The sequence below is a fragment of the Brevibacillus fluminis genome (genome assembly GCF_003710825.1).
GTDB lineage: Bacteria > Bacillota > Bacilli > Brevibacillales > Brevibacillaceae > Brevibacillus_D > Brevibacillus_D fluminis.
In genome coordinates this window covers 422,015-437,431 of sequence record NZ_RHHQ01000007.1, presented here as the reverse complement: position 1 = coordinate 437,431, position 15,417 = coordinate 422,015, and the positions used below count along the sequence as shown (strand labels likewise).

The 15,417-nt window shown below is 52.6% G+C and carries 15 protein-coding genes, 1 pseudogene and 2 other annotated features (1 of these 18 running past the window's edge); of the genes and pseudogenes, 2 read left to right on the top strand and 14 right to left on the bottom strand.

Annotated elements, in window-relative coordinates; translation table 11 throughout:
• Positions 1-268 (top strand) — a binding site (T-box leader); it begins 3 nt to the left of the window's first position.
• Between the two features lie 175 nt (positions 269-443).
• Positions 444-1,607: pseudogene (locus EDM56_RS08815) on the top strand (2-isopropylmalate synthase); the annotation flags it as partial.
• A gap of 46 nt (positions 1,608-1,653) precedes the next feature.
• On the opposite strand, the gene EDM56_RS08810 reads toward EDM56_RS08815, so the two are convergent.
• The 6 genes from EDM56_RS08810 to EDM56_RS08785 all read right to left on the bottom strand — a co-directional run bounded on the left by EDM56_RS08810 (position 1,654) and on the right by EDM56_RS08785 (position 8,512).
• The gene (locus EDM56_RS08810; RefSeq protein ID WP_122917518.1) at positions 1,654-3,633 is read right to left on the bottom strand and encodes an FUSC family protein; all 1,980 of its coding nucleotides are present in this window, start codon (positions 3,631-3,633) and stop codon (positions 1,654-1,656) included.
• A 129-nt stretch (positions 3,634-3,762) separates the two neighbouring features.
• Positions 3,763-4,641: a prephenate dehydratase gene (gene pheA / locus EDM56_RS08805; protein WP_122917517.1), complete on the bottom strand. Its 879-nt coding sequence runs from the start codon at positions 4,639-4,641 to the stop codon at positions 3,763-3,765.
• A gap of 20 nt (positions 4,642-4,661) precedes the next feature.
• Positions 4,662-5,585 carry a homoserine kinase gene (gene thrB / locus EDM56_RS08800; RefSeq protein ID WP_122917664.1) on the bottom strand — a complete coding sequence of 308 codons (924 nt, stop codon included), beginning with the start codon at positions 5,583-5,585 and terminating at the stop codon, positions 4,662-4,664.
• Positions 5,586-5,589: 4 nt separating this feature from the next.
• Entirely contained in the window at positions 5,590-6,681 is a 1,092-nt protein-coding gene (gene thrC / locus EDM56_RS08795; protein ID WP_122917516.1) for a threonine synthase, read from the bottom strand.
• Between the two features lie 4 nt (positions 6,682-6,685).
• Positions 6,686-7,984 (bottom strand): homoserine dehydrogenase, encoded by a 1,299-nt coding sequence (locus tag EDM56_RS08790; RefSeq protein ID WP_122917515.1) that lies wholly within the window; start codon positions 7,982-7,984, stop codon positions 6,686-6,688.
• Positions 7,985-8,065: 81 nt separating this feature from the next.
• Positions 8,066-8,512, bottom strand: a complete 447-nt coding sequence (locus EDM56_RS08785) for an ACT domain-containing protein (RefSeq protein ID WP_122917514.1) — start codon at positions 8,510-8,512, stop codon at positions 8,066-8,068.
• A gap of 206 nt (positions 8,513-8,718) precedes the next feature.
• On the opposite strand from EDM56_RS08785, the gene EDM56_RS31440 reads away from it, so the two are divergent.
• Positions 8,719-8,868: a hypothetical protein gene (locus tag EDM56_RS31440; RefSeq protein ID WP_183192358.1), complete on the top strand. Its 150-nt coding sequence runs from the start codon at positions 8,719-8,721 to the stop codon at positions 8,866-8,868.
• Between the two features lie 110 nt (positions 8,869-8,978).
• Here the strand turns inward: EDM56_RS31440 and EDM56_RS08780 are convergent, their stop codons facing one another.
• The 8 genes from EDM56_RS08780 to EDM56_RS08745 form a co-directional block, all read right to left on the bottom strand.
• Entirely contained in the window at positions 8,979-9,848 is an 870-nt protein-coding gene (locus EDM56_RS08780; protein ID WP_122917513.1) for a DUF4097 family beta strand repeat-containing protein, read from the bottom strand.
• A 1-nt stretch (position 9,849) separates the two neighbouring features.
• The gene (locus EDM56_RS08775; RefSeq protein ID WP_183192357.1) at positions 9,850-10,401 is read right to left on the bottom strand and encodes an HAAS signaling domain-containing protein; all 552 of its coding nucleotides are present in this window, start codon (positions 10,399-10,401) and stop codon (positions 9,850-9,852) included.
• Positions 10,402-10,568: 167 nt separating this feature from the next.
• Positions 10,569-11,849, bottom strand: coding sequence for a GTPase ObgE (obgE, locus tag EDM56_RS08770; protein ID WP_122917511.1), 1,281 nt, complete (start codon positions 11,847-11,849; stop codon positions 10,569-10,571).
• Between the two features lie 22 nt (positions 11,850-11,871).
• The gene (locus EDM56_RS08765) at positions 11,872-12,450 is read right to left on the bottom strand and encodes a Spo0B domain-containing protein (protein WP_183192356.1); all 579 of its coding nucleotides are present in this window, start codon (positions 12,448-12,450) and stop codon (positions 11,872-11,874) included.
• 277 nt (positions 12,451-12,727) lie between these two features.
• Entirely contained in the window at positions 12,728-13,027 is a 300-nt protein-coding gene (gene rpmA, locus EDM56_RS08760) for a 50S ribosomal protein L27 (protein WP_425456287.1), read from the bottom strand.
• Positions 13,024-13,380 carry a ribosomal-processing cysteine protease Prp gene (locus EDM56_RS08755; RefSeq protein ID WP_122917509.1) on the bottom strand — a complete coding sequence of 119 codons (357 nt, stop codon included), beginning with the start codon at positions 13,378-13,380 and terminating at the stop codon, positions 13,024-13,026. The genes rpmA and EDM56_RS08755 overlap by 4 nt, the downstream gene beginning before the upstream one ends.
• 12 nt (positions 13,381-13,392) lie before the next feature.
• Complete coding sequence (gene rplU, locus EDM56_RS08750; protein WP_122917508.1) at positions 13,393-13,704, bottom strand: 50S ribosomal protein L21; 312 nt, start codon at positions 13,702-13,704, stop codon at positions 13,393-13,395.
• Positions 13,705-13,717: 13 nt separating this feature from the next.
• Positions 13,718-13,806, bottom strand: a sequence feature (ribosomal protein L21 leader region).
• Positions 13,807-13,879: 73 nt separating this feature from the next.
• Positions 13,880-15,361, bottom strand: a complete 1,482-nt coding sequence (locus EDM56_RS08745) for an Rne/Rng family ribonuclease (RefSeq protein ID WP_183192355.1) — start codon at positions 15,359-15,361, stop codon at positions 13,880-13,882.
• Positions 15,362-15,417: the final 56 nt, after the last annotated feature.

Here is a 15,417-nt window from a genome sequence, read left to right as displayed (position 1 = left end):
AATGCAACGAACAGAAGTAGTAAGGCCATGACCATCGTGTCAGAGAGCTGCGGGTTGGTGCGACGCAGTCGATGGCAGGCTTGAACTCGTCTGGGAGCAGATGGACCGAAACTTGAGCAATCGCTCATGGATAAGTCTATCCGGCTGACCTCCGTTATCAGGTGCAAAACCGCGATGCTGATGCGCACAGCGTCCGGGCTTGCATGAGCTGGGCTTTTCGAAGCCAAGAAGAGTGGTACCGCGATGGTGAAGACCCGTCGTCTCTTTTACTAGAGACGACGGGTCTGTTTTTTATACAGATAAGAATTTATAAAATTCTTATCCAGTATAAGTGCAACCGCGGCTCCGCCAAAAAGCATGGCGTAGCCAGGTTTTCTAATCCCGGGATGCATGGGAGCGTAACGAAAACTAATTTTGATAACAGAGAGGATTGGATATCCATGATGAATACAAATACAGCTGCACGAACCATTTCGATTTTTGACACGACGCTGCGGGACGGCGAACAAGCTCCCGGCGCGACGCTGACGCACGACCAGAAGATGGCGATCGCCGAAAAACTGGTCCGCATGGGTGTGGATGTGATCGAACCGGGCTTCCCGATTTCGAGTCCAGGTGAATTCGCCGCCGTACAGGAAATCTCCCGCCGCTTTCAGCAAGTGGAAATTTGCGGATTCGCCCGTGCCGTCAAGGAAGATATCGAGGCCGCTGTCAAAGCGACGCATGATGCTGGCAAACGACGGCTTCACCTCTTCCTCTCCTCTTCAGACATTCACCTGGAGCATCAATTGCGCAAAAGCCGCGCCGAGGTTTTGGAAGTAGCCCGCGAAATGGTCGCTTACGCCAAGCAATTTGTTGATCGGATCGAATTCACCTGCATGGATGCCACGCGCTCCAATCATGACTTTCTGGTCGAAATGGTCGAGGTGGCGATCGGTGAAGGCGCTACGATCATCAACTTGCCCGATACGGTAGGCTATGCACTTCCGGATGAGTATGGAAATATGTTCCGCCGTGTACGTAAAGAAGCGCGCGGCGGCGACAAAGTGGAATTCAGCGCCCATTGCCACAATGACCTCGGCTTGGCCGTCGCCAACAGCATCGCCGCGATTCAGGGTGGCGCTTCGCAGGTGGAAGTGACCGTGAACGGCGTCGGTGAGAGAACCGGCAATTGCTCCCTGGAAGAGCTGGTTATGGCGCTTTATACACGTAAAGAAGCGCTTGGCTTTGGCACCAACATCCGACCGGAAGAAATTTATCCTGTCTCCCAGATGGTCAGTGCCGCCATGCATTTCCCAATCGCCTACAACAAGCCGATCGTTGGACGCAATGCGTTCCAGCACGAATCCGGCATTCATCAGGACGGCTTGCTGAAGCATCGCAGCACCTACGAGATCATGAATCCCGAGCAGTTGGGCATTCCACGCGAGATGATCGTGCTGGGCAAACATTCCGGACGCCACGCCATCAAGCATCGCTGCGCTCAGTTGGGCATCGCTTTGACGGAGCTGGAGCTGCAAGAGGTGTATATAGGCTTTAAACAAGCCGCTGATCACGAAAAAGTAATCAATGACGAGCAATTGCGCGCGATTGTCGAGCAGGTGATCCCCATTCAGGAGAATTCCGCTTCCTGATCTCAATAAAATATACGATTCAGCTCTTTTGCCTGATACCTTGCACCACATGCAGTCGTTCCCAGATCGTCATCAATGCTTGCTTCACCTCGGGATAGGCGACCAATTCGGGCCAATGTAACGGCTCAGGTGCGCGCCTGTGCTCAAATGCCAGCGCAAGCTCATAAAACGCGTGCTGTAGCATTCGCTTTTCCTCTTGGGAAATACTCGCTTGCTCCTTTCCCGACAAGCCGAGCAGCGTGTAGCCGAGCTGCTGGACGGAAGACACCGCAGGCCAGATCGCCTCCACGCTCGTGCGGCTTCGGGAAACTTCATTGAGTGAGGTGTCATAAACGATCCGTGTGTTGATTAAGGCAGTCTGCAATTGCTGACGTTCGTGCTCGCTAGTTTTGCCAGCAAGCATACTCTGCAAAAGCTCTTCTTCGCGCAGCAGCGTATTGCAGATGACTGCGGGGAGCCGTAAAGAAGCTGCCCGTTTTCCAAGCAGCATTGTTCCAACAAGACCGAGCAGGCAACCGATAAAAACATCCGTGAGCCTTGCTGTCACATAGTACGCATGAGAATACTCGGGATGGCCCGCCTCCGCCATAATTAACGCAATCGGCGTAATGAACAGCACGGCAAAACCGTAGTTTCGCCCGATCACCAGCTCCACGATGAATTGCAGCACCATGACTACAGCCGCAAGCGTAATTCCATGTGGGCTCATACTTAAAAACAGATTGCCAAGCAGCATGCCAACCACGGTCCCAGCGAAACGCTGAAGCGCCCGTTGGACGGCAGCCATTCCACTTGTTCCCACCATAACCGCGGCACAAGTGAGCGGAACCCAATAAGGCCGGTGGATACCCAATGAATAGGCGATTCCTGTCGCGAGCATGAGTATCACACCGATTCTTACCGCCATCGGCAAGACGAGCGATTTGCGGTCAAAAGCCGCACCAAGCCTTTCCCATAGGCTTGGGCGGATGGTTAATGGCTGCAGCGCCTCCATCTGCAATCTCGTCCCCGTCGCTATTGCAATGACATCTTTCAGCTGACGGTAAAGCGTCCGTTCCGCAGTGGTGGTGCCATGTTGCTCGACGATCGCAATCGTAGGGTAAATGACGGCATGAGGGGTAGCGATTAATTGGGCAAGATTGCGCATGATTGCTGCGAGCCGTTTCGCTCCTTCTTGCTTACCCTCATTGGCGACCTGAATGACTGTAAGGAAGAGCTCTTCCGCTTTTTTCATGAATATGGCATTGCGGGCCAGTTGAGGCTCTTGTTGCCCACGAACTGTCCTGCTTGGCTGAACAGCTACCCTAGCAGCGCGCAGCGCAACAGCCGCTTGGTGCAGCGCCAGCTCGAATCGCTGCGTTCCCGCCGTTTCCAGCACGGAAGCAAGCTGTATGTATACATCCGTGACTTTTCTCGTTTCCGGTCCATGAGGTCGATACAGCCATCCCGCCATGGAAATAAGCCAGGCTAGCAAGCCGCCCAATCCAATGAGCAGCATGCGCATCGGGATTGCAGCGGGGTCATACGGCAACCCTGTTCCCGCCGCACAAGCGAGCACAAAGAAAAATCCGCCAGGTGGTGCGATCTGCAAAGCACCGCTGCAATAAAAGGCAATCCCGCCGACAAGGCCCAATGCGAGAACGGTAACCCACCGATTGCTTGCGCTCATGGAGCCGATTCCGAGGGAAAGCGCGAGAAACAAGAGCACGAGCAAGACTTTTTTTGCGCGTCTGCGATAAGGCTCGTTTACCCCATATAGATAAGAAAAGCCTCCCATGCTGGCCATCAGCCCAAAATCGAGATGTCCAAGCAGCACGCCGAACAAAATCGGTAATCCGGAGCTTAGTCCCGAACCGATCGCTTTTGCCCAAGGAAAAGGCGATCGCTTAAACTGGAACGCTCCTTTTACCCGATGCATTTCAGGAGCAGAGGCGAAAACTTCATGCGCATGCTCGCTCGCGTCCTTGAAGCCGGGTCCGCGTTTGGTTTTTTCCGCCATTTTCTCCTCCCCCTTCCCCCCCTTACTTTTCCCTAAAGCGCGTTTCACAAGCAAGTGCGTTATGCTTTGCGAACGAAGCGCAAAAAAACGGCAGCCATCACTGAGATGGTTGCCGTTTCATGTTTTTCACTAGACCGTTTGATGCTCGCTTTTATGCTGGTACGTGAACAATGGATACGTCCCCAGCTGACGAATTTCGCAGCCGATCGCCTCGATCTCGGCGAAAGCGCCAGGCAGCAGCACATCATCCATTCGCTGTTCGATATCGATGATGAAATAATAGCTACCGAGCCCCCGCTTGGTTGGACGAGATTCGATGCGCGACAGATTGATCTTGCGCCATGCGAATGCCGCCAGCACCTGATACAGCGCGCCCGGGAAATCTTCCGGTAGTGTGATCAGAATCGTCGTCTTCTCCTTATCGGATGGCGGCAGCTCGACTGGCTGCTTGCTAACCAGCACAAAGCGGGTATAGTTATTCGGAAAATCCTCGATGTTTTGACGCGCGAATTGCAGCGGGTAAATTTCTGGTGTCAGCTTGGTGCCGATCGCAGCCCATGTCTCCTCCGGATGCTCACTAACGATCTGCGCAGCCTTCGCCGTGCTGCTGACCGTCTCAAGCGCAGCATGCGGCAAAAACTCCTTGATGAACTTGTGGCATTGTGGAATCGCATGGGGATGCGACAAAATTTTAGTGATTTTTTCAAATGGCAGGGGTTCTTCTCTTTTTGCCACTACCAGGTGCTGGGAAATCGGCAGCGCCAGCTCGGCTAAAATCGGCAGATCCACCTGATGAATCAGCCAATCCATGGTGGAATTGACTGTTCCTTCAATGGAATTCTCCATCGGCACAATGCCGAGCTCCGCTTTGTCATTCCAAACCGCTTCCAGCACGTCGATGATCGTTGGCTGCGGAAGATAGTCGATCTGTCCTGGAATGGGCAGTGAGCGCGCCGCTTCCTCGCTGAACGTTCCACGCGGCCCTAAAAAGGCTAGTTTCTTCTCCATAAGTAAACTCCTATCCGTTTCTACACGGTTTCGATCTGTACGCCCTGCTCGTCGATCAACAGCTCCATGAGCTCATAGGACAGCTCGTGGCGAGCCATCACCGCTGCGATAAAACTGCGCAGCTCTTGTTCCTGCTGCTCATTCTCATAGAAGAACAACGTGGTGGGTCCGGCTCCGCTCAACGCTGCGCCGAGCGCGCCATGTGCTGTCGCTTCGGCAAGCATCTCCGCCAACCCTGGGACAAGCGGTGCGCGATACGGCTGATGCATCCGGTCTTGCATCGCGCTCCCCAACAAATCCAAGCGACCTTGTGCCAATGCCGCGACCAGCAGGCTACTATGCCCTACATTATATATGACATCCGCCTTGGTGTACACCTCAGGCAGGACACCGCGGGCTTTATGGGTAGCCAGCCAGTAATCAGGGATGACAACGAGTGTCTTAAGCGTTTTGGGTACAGGAAACGTAACGTATGGAATCGGTTGGGATTCATCCTTAGGCAAAGTAGCGACGACAAATCCGCCAAAAACGGAGGCCCCCACATTGTCCGGGTGCCCCTCCAGCCAGCTGGCCATTTCAAAAAGTTGATCGCGGGTAAACGGCTCCCCAGCAAGCACATTCGCACCAGCAAGCGCACCGACAATCGCCGAGGCGCTGCTGCCTAATCCACGGGTCAGCGGTGCCTCGGTTTCGATTTCGATGTACAGCTCTGGCTCTGGCAGATTGGCTTTTGCAAAAAGTCCTGCCGCCACTTCATACACCAGATTGGTCTTGTCAACCGGAAGCTCTTGCAATTCCTCGCCAATTAAGCGGATTTCCGTCTTCTCGGCAAAACGCATGGTAATCGTGCTGTACAATTGGAACGCCATGCCCAGCGTGTCGAATCCGGGCCCAAGATTGGCGGTGCTGGCCGGTACTTTTACCCGCACGGTCATGTTGTTCACGTCCTTACTCACCCTTGCTTCCTGTGATAACCGCCATCACCGCTTCGCGCGTGGCCGCCACTTCGCGCGGTTCTGCTCCTACCGCTTTCAATGCGATGTTCGGGTCTTTCAAGCCGTTTCCGGTCAAGACGCATGCAACCGTCAGGCCATCCGCCACTTTACCGGCCTTGCGCGCCTTGATGATGCCAGCGAGCGACGCCGCAGAGGCAGGCTCGCAGAAAATGCCTTCTTTGCTGGCGAGCAGACGGTAAGCATCGAGAATTTCCTCATCCGTAACAGAATCGATGTAGCCTTCCGACTCGCGCAGTGCGTTTTGCGCCCCTTCTTTGCTTGCCGGATTGCCGATACGGATTGCAGTCGCGATCGTCTCCGGGTTTTCTACTTTATGACCAAGCACGAGCGGCGCTGCGCCAGCTGCCTGGAAGCCGTACATTTTCGGAAGCGTGCTAATACGATCAGCCGCTTTGTATTCCTTAAAGCCTTTCCAGTACGCGGTGATATTCCCTGCGTTGCCGACCGGGATCGCCAAAATGTCAGGCGCCTTGCCCAATGCGTCGCAAATTTCGTAGGAGGATGTTTTTTGCCCTTCAATGCGGTACGGGTTGACCGAGTTCACCAATGTGATCGGCTCTGTCGCAGTAATTTCACGCACAATGTTGAGAGCTTCGTCGAAGTTGCCGTCGATCGCGATGACTTCTGCGCCGTAAGCGATCGCTTGTGCCAGTTTACCTAGCGCGATGTTGCCGTTCGGGATCAGCACGATGCAGCGCAGGCCAGCGCGAGCCGCATAAGCTGCAGCTGCAGCGGACGTATTCCCCGTGGAAGCGCACATGATTGTGGTGCTGCCTTCCTCAATCGCCTTCGCAACCGCCATCACCATACCGCGGTCTTTGAATGAACCGGTTGGGTTCAACCCTTCATATTTGAAATGCAGATCAAGCCCCAGCTCCTTGGACAAATTCGGTGCATGGATCAGCGGTGTGTTTCCTTCGTGCAGGGTAAGCATCGGTGTTTTATCTGTTACCGGCAAAAACTCGCGGTAGCGGGCGATGATGCCGGATTGGCGTGTGTACTGGTTTTGGGCTTGGGTGTTCATTTGTTTATTCTCCTCCTTCAACACGGTAGCAGCTCTTGATTTCTGTAATAAAGTCCATATCTTTCAGGAATAGCAGCACGTCGTTCATGTCGCTCTTGGCCGCTACGTGCGTCACCATGATGATCTCCGCTTGCTGGCCACCGTTGTATGGCTGCTGCAGCACTTGATCCAGGCTGATGTTTTTGTTCGCCAACAGCTGGGTGATTTGCGCGAGCACACCGCGTTTGTCGGCGACGATCAGACGCAGGAAGTATTTGGACAGCTTTTTGGAATCGTCTTTCAGTTTCTTCTCTTTATAAGGTGCAACCATGCCGCGGCCGTTTACGCCAAGCTTCATGTTTTTCACAATCGTTACGAGGTCGGAGACGACAGCAGTCGCAGTTGGCAATTCGCCAGCACCTGGTCCGTAGAACATGGTTTCGCCTACCGCTTCACCATGAACGTATACCGCATTGAACACACCGTTTACGGATGCGAGCGGGTGATCCTTGTGTACCATTGTCGGCTGCACGCTTACTTCCACTTCATCCTCATCGCGGCGAGCCAGACCCAACAGCTTGATCACATAGCCCAATTTTTTACCGTACGCGATGTCTTCCTTGCTCACACTGCTAATACCTTTCACATCGACTTCGTCGAGCTTGAGCGGCACACGGAAGCCGAGCGTGGTCAGGATCGCCATTTTGCGCGCTGCGTCAAACCCTTCCACATCTGAAGTCGGGTCTGCTTCCGCATAGCCGAGCGCTTGCGCTTCTTTCAAAACATCAGCATAGTCCGCGCCTTCCTGGCTCATTTTCGTCATGATGTAGTTGGTCGTACCGTTGACGATCCCCATCATTTTGGTGATGCGGTCGGAGGAGAAGCCTTCCACCAGTGCGCGCAGGATCGGAATGCCGCCCGCCACGCTCGCCTCATAAAAGACGTCGCAGCCTTTTTCCTCGGCTTTTGCCAAAATTTCCGCACCATGCAGCGCCATCAGGTCTTTGTTGGCGGTCACGATATGCTTGCCCTGCTCCAATGCATCGAGAATGTATTCTTTCGTCGGATGAATACCGCCGATCACTTCCACGATGACGTCTACGTCCGGATCATTGATGATGTCGTATGGATCCGAAGTGATTTTATTATCCAAGCCGTTGATGCTGCGGCTTTTCTCTTTGTCTTTTACCAAAATCTTGTGGACTTCGATGCCCAAGCCAGTTTGCTTGACCAAATCATCCTGGTGCCCCTGCACGATGCGGACGACGCCGGTTCCTACAGTGCCAAAACCCAACAAGCCAACCTTAACAACCTTTTCTGCCATCTCTCTTCCTCCTATTTATGCAAAAAATAAGTAAAACCGGCTTCACCAATAGATTGGCAGAGCCTGGTTCGATGAATTCTCCTAACCTCGCCCTACAATCATCGCCTTGCGTACACCTGTGAACTGCTGCAGGTTATCGAGGAATTCGGTGCTGGATATTTTCAAGTTCGCCATTTCAACGGACATCGAGACATTGGCGATCCCTTGCAACGGAATGGTCTGATTGATCGTTAAGACGTTGCCGCCTTGATCTGCCACAAGCTGCAGCACTTTGGACAAAATGCCGGACCGATGATCCAACGTGAGCATCACCGTCATGATCTCCTCTCGCATCATCGCGTTGAAAGGAAAGATCCCGTCCTTGTATTTGTAAAATGCGCTGCGGCTCAGACCCACGCGCTCCACCGCCTCATGGACGGTGTCCACCTCGCCCGCTTCGAGAAGCTTCTTTACCTCGATCGTCTTGGCGATCGACTCTGGCAGGATATCCGAGCGAATCAGATAAAACTTTTCCTCACGTTTCGACATATGTCCTCCCAAGGAATACAACTGTTTTCCGTTAGTGGACATTATATCGGAATCAACAAGGAGTGGCAACCCCAAATCACAAAATAGGAAAAAGTCAAACAAATGATGATACTGGATAAAATCGGGCAGGTGAGCATTTACATAAGGGAAGGGTGCTACGTTAACACTAGAGGCGTGTTGATCAAACAAAGAGAGGTGAGTCCAGCATGGGTGGACGTGGCAAATCGGACAAATCGGAACGCCGCAACAATCATCCTCCGGGACGCCCGAGCGATCTCGATCAGTTTGGGCGTGAAGCAGACAAAAGAATGGCGTCTTCATCCCCGGTTACAGAAGGAAACGAGCGAGGCGGCTAAAGCCCCTGCTCGTTTTTTTTCTGTAAAACGTCTCGACGTTTTTCGTTAGATTGGATGTGACTGCTTGCGGTCAGCACTTTTGTCCCTCGATGAGAGGGGAAAAACGGTCATTATTGTTTTTGTGTCAGTTCGATTTCTCCCGTCGACGTTGTAACGCGAATCAGTGGACCGTTGGTGCCGTATGCGGCTTTGAACGAGTGCTCTTTTTGCTCTTCTGCCTGAAGGCCTTTGATCCTCGCCCGGATTTCGCCTGTCGATGATTCCAGTTCTGCACGCAATGCATCCGGAAGCGCTCCTAATTGAATCGCCACATCGCCCGTAGAGGAATCGACTGTCAGGTCTTGCTCCAGCTTTTTCGAAAAGGTCGCGTTTATATTGCCCGTATCGGTGGAAAGATCGATTCTGCCTGTGAGATCCGCTAGCTTAACATCTCCTGTGGATGTGTGGATCGCTAAATCCTGTGTCTGGCTATCCTGCGCAAATGCGTTCCCTGTCGACGTTTCCACTTTCATCTGCTTGGCTTGCGCATTCTTGATCTTGACATCGCCTGTGCTACTCGTGAGCTCGATGCGTTCAAACGCTTTCTGCGGAACGGAGATAATCAGCTCCAGCCTACCATCGAATTGAAACGGAAAGCCAAATACGATGCCTTTTTTTACATTGACGCTCAATGTGCCGTCCTTTGATTGACTGGTCTCGAACGTAAGCCCCTTTCTTTGCTGCTCGGAAATTTGCCCACCCAGATTTACATGGATGTCCACATCAGCGGACGGGATGACCGAGATATCAGTCGTGTCCGTTTCCACAGCAAGCGTTGATATCTGGTCTGCCGGAAATTTTTTCTGTTCCTCAATTTTTTTCGTCGCAATTGAGCCAAATTGAATGTCCGGATGCTTGATGTACGTATAGGCAAGTCCGCCGGCCCCTACAAAAAACAGCAGTAACGACAGCAAAAATACATATTTCAAAATTCGTTTCATGTTATTTCCCCCGGATCAGCGTCAAATTAAACTGGAGGTAACGCTTGGTCAAATAGAAGATCCATTTGGTGATGGCAATTAACGCTACTCCGATCATGCCTCCAAGCCCTACCGCCGCGATTCCGGCAAAGACGATAAACCATCGTTCAGCTTCCGTGCCTGCATAGCCCATGCCGCTTACGATGCCGAGCGGAGATAGCACGAGGGCTACAGCTACCGCGAACATGCCGAACAGTGTCCCTAACAAACCAATGAACGGCCCCAGCACAAAAATCAGGTTGAACATGATCAAGGCGATCGCCACGATGATCGATCTGACGCCGATCGGAACGGACTCCCCCGCTACCTGCCGCTCCTGTCCGCGCGCCTCGATGATGTGCTGTGCAATCATTTCGGGACTTCCCAGTGAAGCAGCGATCTCCTCCTCGCTTTTTCCCTGCTCCATGCCGCTTAAAAAATGCTTGGTATAGTCAGCGAGGATGTCCAACCGTTCCTTGTCGGACAAACTCCGCAATAACCCGTCCAGCTCTTGGATAAATTCCAACCGCGTCAAGCTCTCTCTTCTCCCTTCAAAGCCGATTTTCCCAAATATTAGCATCAAAATGATCATGCTGACAATCCGCTTCATGAAATCTTAGCAGTTGTCCTTTTCGAGAGCAACACGGTCTCTGCAAAAAGAAAAGGAGGGATTGCTCCCCTCCTTTTGCCTGCATTTGATGATTATTCGACGAAATCGAATTCGAAATCGCCAATGTGCACGGTATCGCCATCCTTCGCGCCGCGCTTACGCAACGCGTCGTCGATGCCCATGCTGCGCATGATGCGTGAAAAGCGCTGAATCGAGTCGTAGCTGTTCAGATTGGTCATCCGCGCCAGCTTCTCGATTTTTTCGCCGCTCACGATAAATACACCCTCGCTGTCGCGCGTAATCTCGAACTCTGCCGCTTCTGGCTCTGCCTTGAATACGACGCGCGCTTCCACCTCTGCCACTTCTTCGATCACCGGTTTCAGCGGCAAGGTTTCCAGCTTCTCCGCTACCGCATACATCAGTTCTTTGACGCCTTGATTCGTAGCAGCCGAGATCGAATAGATCGGCACATTAGGGACCAGCTCACGGAAACGATTAAGGTTCTCTTCCGCTTCCGGCAGGTCCATTTTGTTGGCTGCGATGATTTGCGGGCGCTCTTCCAAACGGATGTTGTACAGCTTTAGCTCTTGGTTGATCGATAAATAATCCTCGTACGGATCGCGGCCTTCTGTGCCTGCCATATCGATTACATGAATGATCAGGCGCGTCCGCTCCACATGGCGCAGGAACTGATGTCCCAAGCCGACGCCTTCATGCGCACCTTCGATCAGCCCAGGCAAGTCCGCCAGCACAAAGCTGCGCTCTCCCAAATCGACTGCGCCCAGATTCGGCTTTAGTGTCGTGAAGTGATACGCTGCGATTTTGGGGCGTGCTGCCGTGACGCTGGCAAGCAGCGTCGATTTGCCCACGCTCGGATAGCCGACGAGTCCGACATCCGCAATCAATTTCAATTCCAGCGTGATGTTGCGCTCCTGGCCTGGTTCGCCGTTTTCCGCAATCTCCGGCGCCGGATTGGCAGAAGTGGCAAAACGAGTGTTCCCGCGTCCGCCGCGTCCACCTTTTGCAATGATTCCACGCTGTCCGTGCTCAACTAAGTCAGCAATCACTTCGCCCGTATCCGCATCGACGACGGTTGTTCCTGGAGGTACGCGAACCAGCATATCTTCTGCGCCCGCGCCGTGCTGCGACTTGTTGCGTCCGTGTTCGCCACGCGGTGCCTTAAAATGACGCTGATAACGAAAGTCTACCAACGTGCGCAATCCTTCGTCCACGACAAACACGACATCGCCGCCGCGGCCTCCGTCGCCTCCAGCAGGACCGCCGAGCGGAACGTATTTTTCCCTGCGATAGGATACCGCTCCGTTTCCGCCATCCCCGCCTTTAACATAGACTTTCACTTGATCTACAAACATGGTGCCACCTACCCTTTGATCGTTACATCCTATATAAAAAGCGTGTTTCCAAAAGCCATTCTTCCTCGGTATGTATCCATTCGGTCATACATGCAGCTGATTGTTGTTCTACCATTTTTGCCACAATCGCTTCCCCTGATGCAGTAAGCATCCCATCTAAGTCAAAACGAATGACAAGGGCTTCCTCTGTTTGAGAAAACGAAATCAGCATGCTGGCTGCATCAGGAGCCGATGAGTCCAGATGTTCCTGTACCGCAAACACCAGACCTGTTAGAAACCGATACACGCTTTCGCGATCGATATCGATAGTTGAGAAGTCGATGGGTCCTTCCATCTCCACATCGAGCCGCAGCTCATTGTGCAGCGCATGAAAGCTAAGCAAAAAAACGGCCAATTGTGGAAATTGAATGCGAGAAATCATTCCTTCTTGAAATGTCAGCTCGGTTACCCGCCTCAAATATTCTTCCGCACGTTCCGGACGACCCAGCTTCAAATAGCTCATCAGTACCTGAACATGGTTTAACCAATCATGTCGCTGTAGATTTAAGAGCTGGAGCACCAGGTCCGTCTGCTTGGTAATCATTTTTTGGTCGTCGCTCAACGTCTTCACACCCGATACCATATAATCCCCGCTTGCCAGCACATCGATTCAGAATGCGGCCACTCCTTGTCGAGCCAGCGATTCCGCAACGGCTCGCTTCACAAAAACGGGGTCCTTTTCATACGAAAACCTCCATCGCGGCCAGCTCAGCGAAGAGTGGCCGCGATTGGATGGAGTCTTCTTACACTCCGAATCATATCACGCTAATGCATATGAGTTGTCGTTCGTTAAAAAGAAAACCCAGCGGTTAGGCTGGGTTATGTCTCGCTGACTTTTCTTATGCTTGAGTCGCTACTGGTTCGATCACAACTTGTTTGCGATCGCGGCCCAGACGCTTGAAGCGAACGATACCATCAGCAGTAGCAAACAGCGTGTCGTCACCGCCAATGCCTACGTTCGTACCTGGATAGATCTTCGTACCGCGTTGGCGAACGAGGATGTTACCAGCTTTTACGAATTGACCGTCACCACGTTTGGTGCCCAGACGTTTCGCGATGGAATCGCGTCCGTTCTTGGTCGAACCTACCCCTTTTTTGGAGGCGAAGAACTGAAGATCAACGGAAAAAAGCATTTTCATTGTGTTGCACCTCCTTGCCATTTTGTATCAGAGACTGTTACATATCTGCCGTAGTTTTCCGCAATTGCGATCAAAGAAATCGCCATGCTTTCCGCCAGCAATTGCTGCTTTTCCCCGATGGCCTTATCGGTATCGATGGCAAGCCGCCAGCTGAGGTAGCCGCCGCTCTGATCCGCTTGCTTTACGTCAGGCATGATTCCGAGCAATACGTGAACAGAATTGAGAGTGCCAAAGGTAATTGCCGAAACAGCGGAGCAGACGATGTCTTCTCCGTGTCTGGCAGCCTTGGCATGTCCGGAGACAATGACCTCTTCAATACTGGTAGGATTGCGTTTGATTTCAATCGTAATCATCGTGTCACCAAATTAAGCGTTGATTTTTTCAATCACAACTTTGGAGAATGGTTGACGATGACCTTGCTTGCGACGATAGTTTTTCTTGGCTTTGTATTTGAACACGAGCACTTTTTGACCTTTGCCATGTTTTTCTACTTTACCAGTTACAGTCGCGCCAGCTACAGTTGGAGCACCTGCAGTTACTTTGCCGTCTTTGCTCACGAGCAAAACTTTGTCAAAAGTAACAGCTTCGCCTTCACCTGCAGTCAGTTTCTCGATGAAAAGAACGGAGCCCTCTTCAACTTTGTACTGTTTGCCACCAGTTTCGATAATAGCGTACATTTGTATTGCACCTCCCTATACTAAGACTCGCCATGACAGGTGTGACTGCTCCCAGCGGGTACGGTCAGCTTATGTACCTGGTTCGTGCGGTTACAGCATGCTTGAGGTGACAAGCATATCTGCATGACAAAGATTAGAATAGCATAGCTAGCAGCCTATCGTCAATAGCACAGTCTCATTTCATTCTCTCTGCTTTTGCACGTGCTTCGGCCAAACTCCCCGCATAACGAATCTGACAGCTGCCCGGCTGATGGCTGTCCGGCGTTCCAAGAAGCAGCTCGATGGAAAGGCGCTTTGCCATTTCTCTCGCTTGCTCGTGCAGTTCAGCAGGCAGCTCGATGACTGCGGCCTCGATGTCATTGAGGCGAACCATCTGCTGCAAATCCCGTTCCAGCTGATACAGCAGCTCGCCCCCTGACAAGACCCTGCCTTTGCCACTGCAAAGCGAGCATGGCACTGTAAGCGCGTGCGAAAGTGTCTGCCGGCTCTTTTTGCGGGTCATCTCCATCAAGCCTAGCTTGGTGAAACCCAAAACGCTGCCGGGCGAACGATCTGCCGCCAACGCTGCAGTCAGCTCCGCTTGAACCCGTTCGCGATTGGCCACCTTTTTCATATCAATGAAATCGATGATGATGATCCCACCGATGTCACGCAGTCGCAGCTGGTAGGCGATTTCTTTGGCCGCCTCCCGATTGGTGCGTGTCACTGTCTCTTCCAGATCACCAAACGCTTTGCCTGTAAACTTGCCCGTATTGACGTCGATGACGGTCATCGCCTCCGTCTGGTCGATCACAAGCGAGCCTCCGCTCGGAAGCGTGATTTCACGCTGCAGGGCCCGATGCAGCTCGTCGTCGATTTTGGATACGTCAAACAACGGCTGCTTGCCTTGGTAGAACGACAGCTTTTCGAGCATATCGGGAAAAACAGCAGCCACATATCGTTTAACTCGCGAAAAAACGGTAAAATCGCCGATGACCAGCTCATCAAGCTCTGCGGATGCCGTATCGCGGATCATTTTTAACAGCGGATCGGCATCCTGGTAGATGAGACAAGGCACTTTTTTTCCAGCCGTATCTGCAAGCGCATCCGTCCAAATGCTCCGCAAATATGCGAGCTCTTGGCCCAACTCCTCCGCACTCGCCCCTTCCGCCTGCGTCCGCAAAATCACGCCCTCCGTGCCGGCAAGCAAGGGGGTGACAGCCTGCTTTAAGCGCAGCCGCTCTTTCTCATCGTCTAGCTTTCGCGAGATCGAAATTTGACCGCCTGCGAAAGGCTGATACACCAGCATCCGGCCGGGCAACCCCACGTCCAAGGAAGCGCTGGGCGATTTGCTGCCCACCGCTTCCTTGGATACCTGCACGATCCTCTCTTCTCCCTCACGCACCAAATCGCGGATGTTCGGCTTGGGCGTCCCGCGCTCTTCCTTCCAGCTTGGGGGCAAAGCATCGTCGATATACAAATAAAAATTGCCCTCCGGCCCGGCATCCACGAATGCCGCTTGCATCGCAGGCAATACTTTTTGAATTCGAACACGATAAATGTTGCCGAGAATTTGTCCCGACCCGTCCGCTCCCAAGTATAGCTCGGCGAGTCGTCCATTCTCCAAAACGGCAATGCGCTCATTCCCGTTGTACGCCTCAATCAAAATTCGCTTCAAACTGTCCGCCTCCGAAGTATCCATAATAAAAGGCCTATCCCTGTTATACAAGGAAA